The 15,119-nt window shown below is 56.3% G+C and carries 15 protein-coding genes; 1 reads left to right on the top strand and 14 read right to left on the bottom strand.

Going from position 1 to position 15,119, the window contains the following annotated elements:
• Positions 1-243 precede the first annotated feature (243 nt).
• Positions 244-531, top strand: coding sequence for a ribosome hibernation-promoting factor, HPF/YfiA family (gene hpf / locus HMPREF1556_RS08455; RefSeq protein WP_021668028.1), 288 nt, complete (start codon positions 244-246; stop codon positions 529-531).
• Positions 532-778: 247 nt separating this feature from the next.
• Here hpf and HMPREF1556_RS08450 read toward each other — a convergent pair whose 3' ends face one another.
• From HMPREF1556_RS08450 to HMPREF1556_RS08385, 14 genes are all read right to left on the bottom strand, one after another.
• Positions 779-2,278 carry a glutamine synthetase family protein gene (locus tag HMPREF1556_RS08450; protein WP_021668027.1) on the bottom strand — a complete coding sequence of 500 codons (1,500 nt, stop codon included), beginning with the start codon at positions 2,276-2,278 and terminating at the stop codon, positions 779-781.
• Positions 2,279-2,360: 82 nt separating this feature from the next.
• Positions 2,361-2,672 (bottom strand): DUF4298 domain-containing protein, encoded by a 312-nt coding sequence (locus HMPREF1556_RS08445; protein WP_021668026.1) that lies wholly within the window; start codon positions 2,670-2,672, stop codon positions 2,361-2,363.
• A 468-nt stretch (positions 2,673-3,140) separates the two neighbouring features.
• The gene (locus HMPREF1556_RS08440; protein WP_021668024.1) at positions 3,141-5,552 is read right to left on the bottom strand and encodes an outer membrane beta-barrel family protein; all 2,412 of its coding nucleotides are present in this window, start codon (positions 5,550-5,552) and stop codon (positions 3,141-3,143) included.
• 334 nt (positions 5,553-5,886) lie between these two features.
• Positions 5,887-6,336, bottom strand: coding sequence for a hypothetical protein (locus HMPREF1556_RS08435; RefSeq protein WP_021668023.1), 450 nt, complete (start codon positions 6,334-6,336; stop codon positions 5,887-5,889).
• A gap of 144 nt (positions 6,337-6,480) precedes the next feature.
• Positions 6,481-7,353, bottom strand: coding sequence for a dTDP-4-dehydrorhamnose reductase (gene rfbD, locus HMPREF1556_RS08430; protein WP_021668022.1), 873 nt, complete (start codon positions 7,351-7,353; stop codon positions 6,481-6,483).
• Between the two features lie 79 nt (positions 7,354-7,432).
• Complete coding sequence (locus HMPREF1556_RS08425) at positions 7,433-8,158, bottom strand: Bax inhibitor-1/YccA family protein (protein WP_021668021.1); 726 nt, start codon at positions 8,156-8,158, stop codon at positions 7,433-7,435.
• A 53-nt stretch (positions 8,159-8,211) separates the two neighbouring features.
• Positions 8,212-9,924 (bottom strand): OmpP1/FadL family transporter, encoded by a 1,713-nt coding sequence (locus HMPREF1556_RS08420; RefSeq protein ID WP_021668020.1) that lies wholly within the window; start codon positions 9,922-9,924, stop codon positions 8,212-8,214.
• A 53-nt stretch (positions 9,925-9,977) separates the two neighbouring features.
• Positions 9,978-11,084 (bottom strand): hypothetical protein, encoded by a 1,107-nt coding sequence (locus HMPREF1556_RS08415; RefSeq protein ID WP_232299052.1) that lies wholly within the window; start codon positions 11,082-11,084, stop codon positions 9,978-9,980.
• 300 nt (positions 11,085-11,384) lie between these two features.
• The gene (locus tag HMPREF1556_RS08410) at positions 11,385-11,903 is read right to left on the bottom strand and encodes a YbjN domain-containing protein (RefSeq protein ID WP_021668018.1); all 519 of its coding nucleotides are present in this window, start codon (positions 11,901-11,903) and stop codon (positions 11,385-11,387) included.
• A gap of 239 nt (positions 11,904-12,142) precedes the next feature.
• On the bottom strand, positions 12,143-12,661 hold the full coding sequence (locus tag HMPREF1556_RS08405; RefSeq protein WP_021668017.1) for a hypothetical protein: 519 nt from the start codon (positions 12,659-12,661) through the stop codon (positions 12,143-12,145).
• Between the two features lie 88 nt (positions 12,662-12,749).
• Entirely contained in the window at positions 12,750-13,211 is a 462-nt protein-coding gene (locus HMPREF1556_RS08400; RefSeq protein ID WP_021668016.1) for a YbjN domain-containing protein, read from the bottom strand.
• A gap of 54 nt (positions 13,212-13,265) precedes the next feature.
• Entirely contained in the window at positions 13,266-13,790 is a 525-nt protein-coding gene (locus HMPREF1556_RS08395; protein ID WP_052332641.1) for a YbjN domain-containing protein, read from the bottom strand.
• A 132-nt stretch (positions 13,791-13,922) separates the two neighbouring features.
• Positions 13,923-14,381 carry a YbjN domain-containing protein gene (locus HMPREF1556_RS08390; protein ID WP_021668014.1) on the bottom strand — a complete coding sequence of 153 codons (459 nt, stop codon included), beginning with the start codon at positions 14,379-14,381 and terminating at the stop codon, positions 13,923-13,925.
• Positions 14,382-14,464: 83 nt separating this feature from the next.
• The gene (locus tag HMPREF1556_RS08385; protein ID WP_021668013.1) at positions 14,465-14,932 is read right to left on the bottom strand and encodes a YbjN domain-containing protein; all 468 of its coding nucleotides are present in this window, start codon (positions 14,930-14,932) and stop codon (positions 14,465-14,467) included.
• Positions 14,933-15,119 lie beyond the last annotated feature (187 nt).

Genomic DNA, 15,119 nt, shown 5'->3' with positions numbered 1-15,119 from the left:
ACCCACGGTAGGTCGCATCGGCGACCTACCGTAGGTTTCTTTTGCCCCCTTCCCAAAGCTCTTGATTTCTACCTCCGCTCGTCCTTGGGCCGAACAAGCGAAGAGATTTGCTCGGCGCTACGGCTATTTGATATATCTAACCTTTTATCTAACTTTGGTGTGAAGGAAGGGAGAAACCCTCCACAGTCCCTATCCTCAACGTATGTCACACACCCCTACAGGGGAACTAAAAGCTATTCAACTATGGACATCAGAATTCAAGCCATCCACTTCGATGCCACAGAGCAGCTCAAGGCATTCATCCAGAAGAAGCTCGATAAGCTCAATCGCTTCGCCGATGACATCCAAGGCGCCGAAGTCGTCCTAAAGGTTGTCAAGCCCGAAATCTCTAACAACAAGGAAGCATCCATCAAGCTCAAGGTCAACGGCCCTGACTTCTTCGTAGACAAGACTGCAGATAGCTTCGAGGAGGCTATAGATAACTGCATCGATGTACTGAAGCGCAAGCTCGAGAAGCATAAGGAAGCCTAAGCCGTACCGAGCCAGCCTCGATACACAAGAGCCCCCAGTAGAGCGTACCTACTGGGGGCTTCCTTTTACCCTAGGATGAGGGGAGAGAGTCCCCCTCGATACGCTGGTCTCCCCTCTAGAGGAAGCCAGCCGACCTCTAGGCGGTGACCGGCAGTAGATAGAGAAGCCCCAGACCTTCGCTCTGCGAGGGTCTGGGGCTTATGCTTAGGGATTACTCGGAGCGGGAGCTACCGAGCCAGCCGAGTGTCTAGCAGTAGAAGTAGCGATCGACAAGCTCCTTGAGGAACTTAGGATCGGCCTGTGCCTTAGCACGGAGATCCTGGTCTTGGTAGGCCTCGAGGTTGCGGATCAGCATGTCGATGGTCACTGGATCGAAGACACCACGAGCTTCGTAGATAGCACGGTGCTGACGTAGGCGCTCTGCCGAGGCGACGCACGAAGCAGGCAGGCTGTCCAGGTGGGCTACAGCACCTGCGAACTCATCCTTGTGGATGTTCACAGCCACATAGGTATCCTTGGCGAGCTGCTCGGCATTGTCGATCTCGAAGCCATGGCGGACAGCGGTACAGATACCTGCCAGCAGAAGGTAGATATTAGCTGAGCCGTCCGAAGCACGGAATTCGATCGTCTGCTTGTTGGTGTAGCGCTTGTCGCTGGGCTTTTCGAGGGGGTTGATGATGCTACACATATCTACGTCTGCGCTCCATCCTAGGGGTACACGTACCAGAGCCGAGCGGTTGCGGTCGCCCCAGCATACCGTGGTAGGCGCTTCCTGATGAGGTACGAGACGGAGGTAAGATGTGGGGTTCGTATTCCCGAAGGCCGTGAGCGAAGCAGCCAGACTCATCATACCAGCCACTGCCTTGTGTGCGGTAGCCGTGAGTTCACCAGCCTTGTCGACGTACTGGTTGATACCGTTCTTGTCGACGATCTTGGTGTGGACGTGCATCCCGCTACCCGCCTTACCGACGATGATCTTAGGTGCGAAGGTGACCTTAAGCCCCATTCTCCATCCGAGCTCGAAGAGTATCCACTTGCCGAGCTGGAGGTGCTGAGCAGCCTGCTCGACGGGCACGGGGAGGAATTCGATCTCGTTCTGCTCATAGTTGAGCCCATCGGCCATGAAGTTCCCTACTTCGCCGTGGCCGTACTTGATCTGACCGCCACACTGGCAGATGAGGCGCATCGCCTCGGTACGGAAGTCGATCTGCTTGCTGAAGGGGCCCATCTCGTGGTAGCCACGCTGGTCGACAGCTTCGTAGCCATCCTCCTGCTCACCGATGACGTAGTACTCGAGTTCGCCCATGGCGTAGAACTCTAGGCCACCCGTCACTTCACGGAAGGCCTTAGCTGCACGGCGGAGGATCTCATCGGGTGCTGCCGAGAGAGGCTGACCGTTCTTGTCCATGTAGGCGCAGAAGAAGGAGATCGTGTCCTCATCCGTGAAGGGATCCATGAAGGCCGAGGCGAACTGAGGCACGACATACAGGTCAGACGAACCAGCTTCCATCAGGCCGGGGAAGAGGCTAGAGCCGTCTACACGTTCGCCCGAGGAGAGCACTTCGTCGAGGTATTCAGCATCCTGGATGACGAAGTTCAGCACCTTGAGATGCCCATCAGCTGCCGTGTAGCGGAAGTTGACTTTGTGGATGTCATTGTCGAGGATGTACTTGATGATGTCGGCCTTAGTGAAGGCTTCTGGATTCTTCCCGATAGCACGCACTATGGGATTGAGGCTGTACTGCATAGTTGTTTGATGTAGGTGTTTAGTATGTACGTCAGGGGGGCGTCTCATCCTGCGGGTGAGGTGTCGCCACCCAGGGACTTCATTAGTGTATTTGCTCTAAGCGGTGATCTAGCGTTTGGACGATCTCTACGAGACCATGGAGTTGGGTGAGGAGGTCGAAGACAGCATCCTCGCTCAGGACTCCCTGAGGGAGATCTTCGGGGAAGAGCCCCCGATTGCTATCCTCGTAGTCACGCTGCCACTGGGGCGAGCTGTAGTAGGTGATGAGCCTCTCGAGACTCTGGACGTCAGCGGTCATAGCCTCCAGGAGAGCCTCTCCCCTGTTGCCGAGGTCCACCCATCGATTGAGAGCGTCCTCCATCTCACGTACTCGTGCGATGCGTCCTTCGTCCATATCCTGAGTCTTCGAATGCACTAGCAAATATACAACATTAAAGTAGTACAAACTACCCCCTACGACACACAATCCTCGACACTATTCTCCGGCCTAAGACGAAGCCCCTAGAGCCGAGCTACTTGACCGAGGCCTCGAAGGGGGAAAATTCCCTACCAAACAGCCCCCCTTTCCCTGGGGAAAACCCTTCCTCCAAGCACTCGGCGAAGGAGCCCAACACGAAGGGACATAGAAACGACCTACGGTAGGTCGCATCGGCGACCCACAGTGGGTCGTCAAGACGACCTACAGTAGGTTTTTTCAGCGACCTACCGTAGGTCGTTTTTTACCCCTCCCAAAGCCTCTCAACAAAAGGCCTCTCTGGAGGGGCATCTTCCCCCGCCTCGAAAAGAAAAGAGTACGACCCGAGGAGTCTCCTCCCCGAGCCGTACTCCTTCTCAGATCCGCACTGATCCGATCAGCGCTCCTCTACATACGAGAGCGGAGTGCCTTAGCATTCTCACCGAGCTCCTTGCTCGAGAGCGAAGCCCCGAAGGAATAGGAGACTCCGACATCGAAGGTACGAAGTGGCATGTAGTTGACGACCTCGATCTTATTCCCCTCGGAGACCATCGTGAAGTGGCTGTCCGTACGAATGAGGTTGTTGAGATTCGTCGTAAGGCGTAGCTTACCCTCGAGGAGGGCATAGGAGAGACCCACCCCCGTGAAGCACATCGAGGAGATGCGCCCCCCGTTAGCGACCTGAGGGGAGAGGTAGGCGAGGAAGAAGGTACCGGTGAAGGTCTTCGAGGGGTTGAAGAAGACCGTCCCATTGAGGCTAGCGCTGTAGGAGAAGCCCTTGTTCTCGCTCCGGGTCTGCCCCTGCTGAGCAAGATTGGAGGAGGTATAGTACAGGCTCTGCTGCACGTAGCACTGCAGGAAGGAGAGCGAGGTGAAGTGGTAGCTATTCTCCAGACCGAAACTGTACTGCGTCTCAGCGTTGTCCGTCTGGTAGCGTGCTTCGTTGGTCTTGGGGTCGAGGGTGAGGACCGCTGCGATCCCATCCCAGAGATAGGAACCCGTGGCCTGGAAGTTCAGCTTCCCTCCGAAGGTATAGCCGAGTGTCACCGAACCCCGCTTCGAAGCCCGAAGGTCCTCCTTCCCCATCACCAGAAGATACCGGTTCTCATAGAAGGGATAGGGTGAGAGCTGGCTGAAGTGTGGGCGGTCGAGGCGTACCGTCCCTTCGAGGTTGAAGGCATGGCGCTCACTGGGGTTGTAGCCCAGATAGACCGTGGGGAAGAAGTTGACATAGTCCTTGAGGTTGAGGCGGGCCTGCCCCTTAGATTCGCCCGCAGCATGGGTGTACTCCATACGCAGACCGCCACGGAGCTCCCACTGCTCCGACAGAGGCTGAGTGACGTCGGCATAGAGGGCGTAGACATGCTCGTCGAAGAGGGTCGCATCGTCCCGCTTCCCTAGCGTCGTGTGGCGATGATAGGTATTGCGGTTGTCGGTACGTGTCCACGTTCCCTTCGCCCCCATACTGAGGATCGTCTTCCCTAGAGGCAGGGTCAGATCCACATTCGTCAGGTAGGAGCGGGTACGCTGTCTCGTAGCAGAGGTATAGGCGAAGTCTAGATCAGGGAGGCGATGCCCCTGTGGGGTCTCGGAGACCGAAGCGAAGTCATGATCTCCCGACGAGGTGTAGCCGACATAGTCAGCGTCCCAGGAGATCTTGCGCCCAGGAGCGCTGGCAAAGGTCTTCTCCAGATGAAGGTTCAGCGAGCTATAGCCCACGTAGTTATCTTCGAGTCCTTGGGCGGGGACGCCGAGGAGTTGCTCTCGGCCTCCCGAGGGAAGCATCTTATAGTTCTTCGTGATATCCGTGATGGTGGACTTCTGCCACTCTGGTGTGTAGGAGGCCGTGACCCCCATCGTGAGCTCTGGGGTGAAGGCGTAGTCCAGCCCGCCACGGATCCCGTAGTCCTTGCTCTTGAGCTTCATCTGGCTGAGGCTCTCCGAATAGAGGGCCGCCGAAGGGTAAGTCTTGTAGGTGTCGAAGTTTGACTTGTAGTCGTAGGTCGAGCCGTTGAGGGTGAGCGAAGCCGAGACCTTCCCCTGCTGATAGTTCAGATTGGTAGAGGCATTGTAGCTTGACTGACCTCGCTCCAGACCATAGCCGAGCGAAGCACTCCCCCCGAGGTAATCGTTCTTCGCCCGCTTGAGGACAATATTGAGGATCCCGGCATTCCCCTCTGCTTCGTACTTGGCAGGAGGCGTGGTGATCACCTGCACCTCAGCGATATCCTCCTGGGTGTAGGAGCGTAGGAGGTCGACCAGCGCCTTACCTGAGAGGCGGACACGCTTATCGTTGATCAGGACGATGACCTTGCCTCGGCCGATGATCGAGACAGCCTCATCAGTGACATGGAGTCCAGGGGTCTTCTTCAGCACATCTAGCGCATTCTGTGCCCCGAGGGCAAGTTGCTCCGCATCGAAGACCAAGCGGTCCGCTCGACGGCTTATGATGGGGCGCTTGGCCGTGACCTCTACTGCCTTGAGCTCCTGAGCATCCTCACGAAGGAGGAGCCCCCCGAGGTCAAGTGTCCCCTCCCTTAGCGTCAGGCTCTTGAGGAAAGGCTCGTAGCCGAGGGCCCGCACTTCGAGGAGGTAATCCCCCGCAGAGACCGGTAGGTGGAAGGCGCCTAGTGAGTCGGTCACCGCTCCCGTCACCATAGTACTGTCCTTCGGGGAGCGCAGGAGGACATTGGCGAACTCTACAGGGGTGCGATCGCTAGAGCGTAGTAGGATGCCACGGATAGCCGTCCTAGGTGTCTGTGCCCATGTACCCCCGATCGCCAGCAGGGAGCATAGGAGTAGGAAGATGGATCGTTTCATAATTGACAGGTGTGATCAATCAGTATTACACAGCAAAGGTACATATTCTTCCGAATCATGCAACACCCTAGGGACATTCTTCTCCTCACAACTGCAGACGGGAGGGCTCTACGAAAGGAAAGGGGTGGTTTTCACTGAAGGGGAAGGAACGGCTTCTACGGGCACCGAAGGAGGGCTCTAGCGAGCGAAAAGAAACAGCCTCAGCGATGGAGCTAGCTCCGTCGCTGAGGCTGTATTAAGGGAGAGACACAGGTCGTCTCTGCTCGTTACCTATGGGTATTCGTCCGAATGGCTACGGGTGCTTCACCCGACTTCGTACGGGTCTTCTCCGAGGCTACTTCTTACTGAAGACGACTTCCTCCAGAGGTACTTCGGTGAAGGTAGGGAAGGTAGCTCCCGCCTCGACCTTAGCGTCGGAAGTGACGAAACTCGCCACTAGCGAAGTACCAGCGACTACCCCCTTAAAGCCCTTGAGGATAGTGATGCGAGCGAAGGGAGTCGTCTTCTTGTAATCCTCGATATAGACCGTGTCGCCCGACAGGTGGCAGGCAATGTTGTACTTCATCTCCCCCATAGGCGACCCGGCATAGTTCAGGCGGAGCTGGACTTCCTCGGGACTATTGAAGTGGAGGGTAAAGGTCCCTGTAGAGTCGGCCCACTCTGTACCAGAGAGGTGATGGACGTCCGCTGGGGTCTGCTTCTGAGCCTCCTTGCACGAGGAGAAGACGAGCCCACAGAAGAGCGCTACGAGCGCTAAGGGGAAGAGCATCGATTGCTTGTTCATTCGCTTATCTTGTCGTTATAATTAGGGATCAAGAGGTGCCACTACCCTCCACGGGAAGGTACTCTAGGTAGCGGTGCGACAAAGAAACAAGGAATCAGCCTGATGCACAATCATCGCATCTAGGTATTTTCCCTAGCCATCTCCCTACTTCTGGGGAGAAGACTGGAGCTGGGCGATACAGCGGGCGAGCGAGGCCTGCCAGTGGGGGAGCTCCAGAGCGAACGTAGCCTTGAGACGGGACTTATCGAGGACGGAGTAGGCGGGCCTCTGAGCTCGTGTCGGGTACTCAGCACTACGTATGGGGAGGATCTTACAGGTGCTCCCCGTGAGCTGGCGTACTGCTTCCGCTAGGTCGTACCAGGAGCAGACCCCCTCGTTGCTATAGTGGTAGATCCCCTGCTTCTCCAGTGCTCCCCGCTCGGCGAACTCATAGATGAAGCTTGCCAAGTCCCCTGCCCACGTGGGCGAACCGACCTGATCAAAGACCACCCGAAGCTCCTGGCGCTCGCTCTGGAGGCGACACATCGTCTTGACGAAGTTCGCCCCGTAGGCCGAATAGAGCCACGAGGTGCGCAGGATCAGATGCCTTACTCCCGAGGCAAGGATGGCTTCCTCACCGAGGCGCTTGCTTCTGCCATAGACACCGAGGGGAGCCGTCGGTGCCTCCTCGGTATAGGGCGTATGGGCATCGCCCGAGAAGACATAGTCGGTAGAGACATGCAGGAGGAAGGCATCCATCCGCTTAGCTAGGCGGGCAAGTGTGGCCACGGCTTGATGGTTGACCAGGTCGGCCTTCTCTGGCTCGTCCTCCGCACGATCTACAGCCGTGTAGGCAGCGGCATTGATGATGAGCTGGATGGCGTGTGCCTCTAGATAAGCCTCCAGAGCCGAGGCATCCGTGAGGTCGAGACGAGCTCTGTCAGCGAAGTGGTAGGTATGCTGGCTCGAGCGAGTCCGCACGGCTTCCTGGAGCTCCTGCCCCAGCTGTCCACCCGCACCTGTTACTAGGATATTCATCTATAGCATGGTGTTGATACCAAAGAAAGGGTGAGGCTCGTCGTATAGCCTCACCCTTTCTCTTAGGAGGTGCTCCCTACTATCTCCGACGTCCGAGGATACGGAGGAGGTAGAGGAAGAGGTTGATGAAGTCAAGATAGAGGCCCAGAGCTCCGATCAAGGAGACGCGCTTAGACAACTCTTCGTCGCCCGCTGCTTCCCAGAGCATCTGCTTTATCTTCTGCGTGTCATAAGCAGTGAGCCCGACGAAGATGAGAACCCCTGCGTACGTGGTGATCCACATCAGTGTAGCACTGGCGAGGAACCAATTGACGACGCTAGCGATGATCAGTCCAATAAGGGCCATATACAGCAGGCTTCCCCAGCGGGAGAGGTCACGCTTAGTCACGTAGCCGAAGAGAGCCATCGCCCCAAACGTCCCTGCTGTGACGAAGAAAGTCGAGGCAATAGAGGCTTCGGTATAGATGTAGAAGATAAGGCTAAGCGTCAGCCCGTTGAGCACCGAGTACAGAGCGAAGGAAGCCGTAGCCACGGGGACACTGAGCTTCATGATCTGAGACGATAGGAACCACACCAGAGCAAGCTCGGCGATGAGGAGCCCATAGAAGAGGAAGCTTGATCCCGAGAAGAGGTAGGAGGTGAAGTTTGAGTCCGCTGCGAAGATCGCCGTGAGACCAGTGATAGCTAGACCGAGGGCCATCCAGACAAAGGTGCGCTGGACTGCTTGCTTCACGAGTGAGGGGAACTCATAGGCGAACTGGCTGTGCTGAGCGCCTTCCTGAGTAGAGATCTGAGAATTATCCATAGTGTTTATGAGTGAATTGCCTAGGTAGGAGGGCTAAGCCCCCCATCCCTCCGCTAGAAGCGGAAGGACAGGGTAGCTATTGCCTTGTGACGGAAGTTACTTTCGCTGATCGCCTTCATCCCATCAAGGGCATCGGGGCGTACCTTCCCTGCACGAATGTCGGCGTCAGAAGCATCGAAGTACGTGCCGTAGTCATTGAGATAGGGGAAGGCGAACGTACGTGCCTTACTCTCGGTATAGACGTAAGCTAGATCGAGGGAGAGTGTCGGCGTGAGGCGGAAGCCAGCACCGAGGGAGAAGCTGTTCACAGCGTCAGGCAGGGTATAGTGTACCATAGGCCCAGAGACGAGGGCCTCGGTCTTAGCCTGGTCTCCCTTGAGGAGCGCATTCTTCACCGGCGAGGAAGAGTAGCGGTAGCCCGTACGCAGAGCGATACGTGGCGTAAGCATTCCCTCCATGCCGAGGCGAATAGTATGTACACCGCCGTAGTTAGTCTGAAGGCGAGCATTATCCTCTTCGAAGCCTGCATCGCTCGACTCGTAGCCGTCGGCGGAGGAGTTAGTCAAGCGCAGAAGCCCGAGCGTCGCATACTCGTAGTCGGCACTAATGATACCATGATGGCCGACGACAAAGGCGCCACTAAGGTCGAAGCGCCAGGGCCCACGAAGGTTGTACGCTGTAGCTCCAGAGTTAGGAGTACCGACAGAGCCGACCTTGCCCTGAGCTACACCTCGTCCCTCCGCCTGGAAGTCCATCTTCATAGTATAGAAGGTGGGGCTATAGACGGAAGCTCCGAGACGCAGGCCTTCGGCTACCTCATAGATCATCCCGAGACCAAGGCGTGCGCCGAAGCCCGAGACGCTCTTGCGGTTGAGGAGCGTCAGTGAAGAGTTCTCACGGAAAGCCTCTCTGTAGTAAGAGCTGAGCTCGTAGTCAAGCGAGGAGAGCGTCAGTGTCCCCCCGAAGTGAAGCGCATCGTTGGCCTCATAGCCGAGCGCTATATCGTAGTCGGTGATAGACCCCTTCTCACGAAGCAGGAGGTTAGCCTGATCGGGCAGACCTATGCTGGGCTGTGGGTAGGGCTTACCACTAGGATCGGTATTGAATATGTAGTTCGAGTGGAAGCGCTTCCCCGATTGATTGATCCAGCCGGAGCCAGCACCAAGGATAGAGATCCAAGGTACATAAGCGTTGGAGAAAGCATCTTTCGACTGAAGGTAGCCTAAGGAGAAATAGCGGTCGACCTCCCGTAGGCGTGCGTTGTCGAAGCGAGCGCCATTGGTACGCCCTGCAGCGTAGTCAGCCAGAGAGGTGAAGCCTCCTTCCTTGGGCAGGAGAGCCTCGGCATTGAGCTCCCGGTCGAAGCGTCCCGCATTGCGGATCCCAAAGGCAAAGGACAGCGGGCCACGAGTGGCTCTATTCGTCCCGGCCTGATAGTAGAACTCCTCGAAGAGGAACTTCCCCCCGAGAGCCGTCTCCGTGGTCTTGCCATACCAAGAGCCTCGGTCAGAACCATAGCCTCCCCCTAGCGTTAGGGAGAGACGGTTGGCGCCACGATAGAGGGAGATCCCTGCTGGATTGCGCACCAGCGAAGAGGCTTCGGAGCCGACAGCCCCCATAGCACCTGAGAGGGCGGCAAAGCGTGCCGACCCTGCAGGCTCATAGGGAGACGCTAGACGGAGAGCCTCGGTCTCACTCTGCGCTGAGAGGGAGAGGGGCAAGAGGCTGAGCGCCACCATGCCCAAGATCTTATGCTTGTAGGTCATCGGTCTGAATATCTAGTGAAGTGGAGGATGAAGCAGAGCTCGTCCGACGGCTCTTAGCGTCGACGAGGGGGCGTGGTAGAGCCACCGCCTCCGGAGTTCTGCGAGCTATTCGACTGCGAAGCACTGCGGTCATAGCTTCTCTGGGGATAATAGTCGTAGGTACGCTGGGGCTCCTGGCGTCTCTCTTGCTGACTGCGGGAAGCGTCCCAGTAGCCTCTATTGTCCTGATCGGTGGAGTACTGGTCGTAGGAGCGTGGAGCATTGATGTAGCCTCCATCACGCACAGAGGAGTAAGCGGAGTAGCCTGAGCGTTGGGATCCCGAGCGAGCGCCATGCGAATAGGGATTGTTGTAGTAGTGCTCCCTGTAGACACGGGTAGCTGCTCCAGCAGCGTAGCCATAGTAGTAGCCGGGATAGTAGTCGTAGTAGCTACCATAGCCGTAGCCATAGCCTGATCCGTAGTAGCCTCCATAGTAGCCACGATAGTAGCCATAGTAGTAGGGGTCATAGTAGCCCCCGTACCAGCTACCGTAGTAGCGAGGGTAGCCCCAGTAGGAGCCATAGCTATAGTAGGGATCATACCACGAGCCCCAGCCCCAGCTAGCACCCCAGCCGTAGCGACTGCCCCAGTAGGGGTCACGGGAGCCCACACGTACATATACGTCGGAGCCGGCATAGCGGTAGTCGAGGTCGGAGTACCAGGGGTCGGCATCTATATAGACACGGCGTGCTCCCTGGATGGTCATCGAGCCACTCCCGTAGAAGCGACTCAGGCGTGAGGAGTAGGGACCATATACTTCGGGGTCAGACTCTCCACGGTAGGCGCTGGAGCGCTGCTCCTTGAGCAGGCGTCCTAGCTCAGCTCGGGTCAGGGTGATGGTATCCTCGGGGAGGGTGAGATGGCCGTTATAGGCATCGAGCTCACGATCCGCTTGCTTCTTCTTATAGGTAGCGATGAGCGCTGCCTGCTCTTTCTCCCAAGCTTCACGCTCGGCACGCTCGGCGGCTCGGCGGAGCTCAGCCTTACGGCGCTCTTCCTTATCTATCTTACGCAGATCACTGCGACGATAGTAGGCATCATCGAGGTACTTATTGTCCGTCTGCCCGAGAGCAGTCGTTCCCCATAGGAGACCTACTCCTACGAGGAGGAATAGCTTCATTGTCTTCATAAGTCCAGTAGCGTCTTTGTGATTAAGTCATTCAAACGTGCGCCCCCTTCTCTCTACCAGCTCCAGCGCCTCACTCTGAGGCGGGATAAGGGGAGCTAGGCTGGGGGCATAGTGGCGGTAAAGTTACCCTTTCTTCCCTAAATACAAACAACTGACCAGAGCGCATAGTTGTGACAGATTGTCTCATGATCGCAGTATTTGTCGTCAGGATGACTTTAGATGGGTACTTACAGGAGTCATTCGTACAACCTCTCTAAGACGCCTCCTAGGGCTGTCGTCGGAGGTATAGATCTAGCTCGGTAGGCTTCCCGAGGGTGGGAGCTGGGTAGCACCATGCTCAGAGCCTCCCGTCCCCGTCGCTTCCTCCTCGGCGAGCTGCCTGAGCGTCCGATGGTAGTAGGCTATGGTCGAGACGAGAGCACTACTCATACGTAGCGAGAGGCTATCGATAGGCGTGCCAGCCATGAGGAAGGTCTCCACTGTGAAAACGACATCGCCTGCTTCATCGATATAAGCCTTACCGACCTTCTGGTCGTAGTTCGTCTTATCGCAAGCCCTGTGCAGGAGCGACAGCTCCTTATCTTCGAAGGAACTCCGCTCGAAGGTCGCCATCACCAGCAGGAACTCAGGATCGTCCTCTCGGTAGCAGAAGTAGCAGAAATAGCCCTCATTCTTGTACTCTATTCGGATCTCGGTATCACGGGTCGGGCGGAAGCCTGCCTTCGTGAGCGCCTCCAGGATCGTCGGGAGTACCGTCGAGGGGACAAGAGCGGTATTTATCTTCTTTGTGAACTTGCCAAACAGGGCCATCGCTTTCTGTCAATAGGAGCTAATATCGTGGGTCTCTTGAGGCGAGGGACTCTGCCTCTCACCTTCTATACAAAGATACTTCATTTGCCCCACTCCCTCCCCGCACACTAGCGGAGCGAACCTACTCAATCGGGGCGAGCCCTAGAGCAAGCGCCCTCCCTTCTCCCCTACGATCACCGAAGTGACTAGACGAGAGAAGGGAGGGCGCTTCCATTGGTGGACCTGACGAGGGCTAAGGTCTAACTCGGGAGCATCCCCGAGGGAGGCAGGAGGGAGGAGTCGGTCTTCGAGCCAGCTCGCCCCGCTTCTTCTTCCTCGGTGAGTTGCTTGAGCGTCCGATGGAAGTAGCTATCTATCGAGCAGAGGACTTTATTCATCCTCAGGGCAAGACGCTCAATAGGCACCCCCGGCATGATGAAGGCTTCCACCGAGAGGACGATATCGCCATTGTCCTTGAGGTAAGCCTTGCCGACCTTCTGGTCGTAGTCCGTCCGAGAGCATGCCTTCAGCAGGAGTGCTTCATCGTAGCGCTCGTAGTCCGTTCGGTCGAAGGTGGCTCGTACCAGCAGGAACTCAGGATCGTCTTCCCGATAGTAGAAGTAGCAGACGAGCCCATCCGTCTTATACATGACTCGTACCTCCTTATCTCGCTCGGGGCAATAGCCTTCCTTAGCAAGCGCCTCCATGATCTGAGGTAGTACGGTGGAGGGATCAAAAGGGGTATCTTTCTTCTTCGTGAACTTATCAAAGAGTGCCATAGCTAATCAATCATACAGGTAAGTATCGTAGCTCTAGGGGAGGAGGAACTAGCCCTCCCCACCCACTCTACAAAGGTAGGCATTTCCCCTACCCTACTTTCGCTTCCTCAGCGAGCCCCTGGAGCGTCTCGTGGAAGAAGGCAATGGTCGAGGCAAGTGCCTTCCTCATATATAGTGTAAGGAGACCAATAGGCGTACCCCAGGGGAGGAAGTTCTCCACCGTGAAGGAGAGATCGCCTTGCTCGTCGATGTAGGCCTTACCCGCCTTCTGGAGGCAATTGGTCTTGGCGCAAGCTCGGAGCAGGAGTAGCTCCTCCTCCGTACCGAAGGCGCCTCGCTCGAAGTTCGCCTGCGCCATCAGGAAGTCAGGCTCGTCCTCTCGGTAGCAGAAGTAACTGAGGACACTACCCTCTGCATACTTCACCAGCGTAGCACTCTCACGCACGGGGCTGAAGCCTGCCTCGGTGAGTGCCTCCATGACCGCAGGGAGTACCATAGAGGGAGCGAAAGCGGCACTTCCCTGCTTCTTGAACTTATCAAAGAATGACATAGCTTCTGAGTGATTGATTGTGATAGGAGAAAGCGTCTCCTTGAGGGAAGAGGGCTAGCTGGGTAGGCTACCCGAGGGTGGAATCAGTGTGGAGCTCGTGTCTGCGTCCCCCTTCTCGGCCTTTTGCACCTCGGAGACCGCTCTAAGTGTCCGATGGAAGAAGGCGAGGGTCATCTCCAGAGCCCTACACATGTGTAGAGTGAGGGGAGCAAGAGGCGTGTCCGGCAGGATAAAGGACTCCACCGTAAAGGTCAAGCCTCCCTCCTCGTCGATATAAGCCTTGCCCGCCTCCTGGGTCGCATTCATACGAGAGCAAACCTGATAAAGGAGGAGCTCGTCGACATGTCTATAGCCGTCAGGCTTGAAGGAGGCTTGTGCGAGCAAGAACTCAGGATCATCCTCTCGATAGAAGAAGTAGCAGGGATTGCCCTTATTCTTATAGATGATACGCATCTGGCCATCACGCTGAGGGCAGTAGCCTTCTTGAGCGAGGACCTCGAGGATCGTAGGAAGGACCGTGGAGGGAGTGAAGGTCGCTCCACCCCTCTTCAGGAACTTATCAAGGAGGGATATAGGCAATAGGTAATCAGATATACTTGTGTTGAATCTCAAAGCAAGAAGCAACTGCTCTACGAGCGACACGACGGTAGGCAGTTGCCCATCCCTTCCATCACCCGAGACCGAGGAGCAAGCATCTCAAGGCTCTTCCCGTTACTCCGTCTTATCTCCAGTAAGATCCCTGTAAGTGAAATAGAAGAAGGCAGTCGCCGCAGCTAGCGCCTTCGCCATGTGTAGCGCAAGACGATCGATAGGGCTACCGGAGGGGATGAGGGCCTCCACGGTGAGCATTAGGTCTCCTTTCTCATCGATATAAGCCTTACCCGCCTTCTGGCTTGCATTCACCTTCGCACAGACCTGATGAAGTAGTAGCTCGCTACCAGTGGGGATGGTTTCACGCTGGAAGCAGACCTGTGCGAGCAGGAACTCAGGATCTCTTTCGCTGTACCAGAAGTAGCAGTAGAGGCCGTCATCGTCATAGACTACACAGACATCGGTATCACGCTGAGCTTTGTATCCTGCTTGATTAAGCGTCTCGATGATCGCAGGAAGGACGGAGGAGGGAGCAAAAGTCTTATTCTCTTTCTTGGTGAACCTGTCGAAAAGTGACATCGCTAGTAATTACTTGAATGGGTTATTATGGACTCTTGAGGCGAGGGATGAGGATCCTCGTCCGCCACATAGAGGTATTTCACTTAGTCTACTTCCGCTGGCTTCCTCCCCAAGAGCTCCTCGAGTATTTGGTAGAAGGATGCTAGTGCCACCCCTAGAGCACGGCTCATATGTAGCGCAAGGGGAGCAAGGGACACGCCTGCAAAAAGGAAGGTCTCTACGGCTACAACGACATCGCCCTCCTCATCGATATAAGCCTTGCTCACCTTCTGCCTGTGGCTAAGCTGAGCACAAGCCCGATGTAGGCTTGGGTCATCGACCTCATCGAAGGCTCCTCGCTCGAAGGTAGCCTGTACGAGGAGGAAGTCAGGCTCTTCTTCGCTGTAGTAGAAACAGCAGAGGATCTCTTCTTCCTCATAGACCACCCGCACCTCGGCATCACGCACGGGATGGTAGCCTTCCTCAGTGAGCGCCTTCATAATCTCTGGGAGTACAGAGGCGGGAGAGAAGACCGTGCTGTCTTTCTTGAAGAACTTGCCAAGGAGTGCCATTGCAAGAGGATAATCGGAGGAACAATCATGGATGCTTGATGCGGGGAGTAATGCTCTCCGCCCGCTCTACAAAGGTAGCCTTTCTCCCCATGGGTGGCGAATGGGCTTGCGGGGAAGACTCGTGACCTCCTCGGAGCACTAAAGGCAGTCGCCCTCCCTTCTCCAAGAGCGGTAGCGAAGTACCAGG

Source organism: Porphyromonas sp. oral taxon 278 str. W7784 (assembly GCF_000467855.2).
In the GTDB taxonomy this organism is placed as follows: Bacteria; Bacteroidota; Bacteroidia; order Bacteroidales; family Porphyromonadaceae; genus Porphyromonas.
The sequence above is the reverse complement of the archived record's forward strand: the minus strand, read 5'-3'. Positions and strand labels throughout refer to the sequence as shown.